We start from the raw sequence: 1,707 nt of genomic DNA on the forward strand, positions 1-1,707 counted from the left end.
TGTCTCGACCACGGCATCAAGGGCTTCAAACGCTACGTCGCCATGGCGGTATTGGCACGGAACATACAGCGTCTGGGTGCGGTGTTGCGCCAGCAGGAGCAAGAAGCCGCTCAACGAAAGCGCGGCCAGTACAAAAAAGCGGCCTGAGTTGAACAGGCTGCCCCGGCTTTGCAGACGACGGGAGAACTCTGTCCTCTGATCGCTCTACATGGGAACCGTTCTCATGTTTAGCGCGTTAAAGCTAAAAACCAACACCGGAAAGAAAACCATTCTCATTAGCGATGCCCCCGCCGAGGCGCCGTTGGGTAAAAAATGGGGGTTTTCTTTCAGGCACTAGTTATAAAAAAATAGAGCTTGTCTGATTTTCATCCAGGGTTTAAATGCAAGGGCTCGTATGTCTTGAACACACATTCTTGGCATCTTCTAGGCCTGACCCCAAAGATAATGTCTTTTGTCACCGGCAAGGCGGACCTGATGAGCTGTATCCGCTCCGTGATGCGTTGCTCGGAGCGACTCCCCTGTGAAGTGTAAAACTTCTTGATTTTGGCGTCGCTTGTCCCCTGGATGCTCTCCAGCCGCGGCCAGCGCTTAAGGAAGGCCAGGGATAACGGGTCATGGAGATTGACGCTTATCAGTTGGAGTGACTGAGGAAAATAGCTTTTGAGTGTTGCCTTTAACTTGTTTGATACGCGAGTCCGCTCATCGACGGCTTTGCGCCGGGCTTCCGCAAGGGCCGCGATGTTTCTCGTCTGTTCGTCTTCCGGTACCCAAGGACGCAGCCGGTCCCGGTGGCAACGGATCAGCTCACAGAGAAATTCTGCATCCGGTTTGTCGTCCTTGGCCCCGCTGGTTGTGAACGCTTCGCGGTAACGGGCCAAGGCCTTGGGGTTGATGGGATAGAGCACGAGAAAATCGTAGCTCATCAGGTGGTACAGCAGGGCGCCCTTGGACTGTTCCAGGCAGACGGCAATACGCCCCTGCGGAAAACGCTGCCGTAGTTTGGCCAACCATTCATTGGGCACTTCTGGAGCATGTTCGATCTGGCGACATTCAAGCATTTTCCCAGATGGGGAGCAAAGGTGCAGGTCGTGTTTCTGATCGGCCCAGTCTATGCCCAGGTAGGCAACAATGTCATCCATTTTGGTTTCCATCTGCGCGGCTCCCGTCTTGAGGATTGAGGAAGATAAGAGGTATCCAATCAAAACGATACGCGGTGTCGGCAATGCGAAGACCTTATAGCGAGCCATTGAGGCAACTTCTGAGCATTCGTTATGGCCGACGACTCTTCTCCGCCCGAAACTCTACCGATAAACGTTACAACGTTGAGGATGGGCTATTCGTGACGGAGTGAGGCGTATCCAGAATGATTTTTCCATCGGTGGCGAAGTTTTCAACAATTTTCTCAATAACCACCATACATTTTAACTGTATACTGCTGGACCTACTATAAGGATGGGCAAACATCCGTATCGTTTGCCCATGCTGTCACATATAGGAAGGCCTCCCGAATGAACTCCACCACGGGCGCAACCCATGAAATGACATTGTAGGTTGCGGGTGAGGAACGAACCCCAACAAAACACCCGTCGCAATCACCCCACCTCCCCACACCCCACAACCGTTCCCTTGCTGTCATTGTCGGTAAAACGGTTCAGGTCATGGAGGAAAAACAGACGCTCTTATGATTAACCTTTCAAAGTATATCAT

The 1,707-nt window shown here is 52.1% G+C and carries 1 protein-coding gene; it reads right to left on the reverse strand.

The features are described from left to right. Positions 1-365: 365 nt before the first annotated feature. Positions 366-1,151 (reverse strand): IS110 family transposase, encoded by a 786-nt coding sequence (locus JWG43_RS17435; RefSeq protein ID WP_205244221.1) that lies wholly within the window; start codon positions 1,149-1,151, stop codon positions 366-368. Between the last annotated feature and the right edge of the window lie 556 nt (positions 1,152-1,707).

Origin of the sequence: Desulfobulbus alkaliphilus (assembly GCF_016918545.1) — a bacterium.
Lineage (GTDB): Bacteria > Desulfobacterota > Desulfobulbia > Desulfobulbales > Desulfobulbaceae > Desulfobulbus > Desulfobulbus alkaliphilus.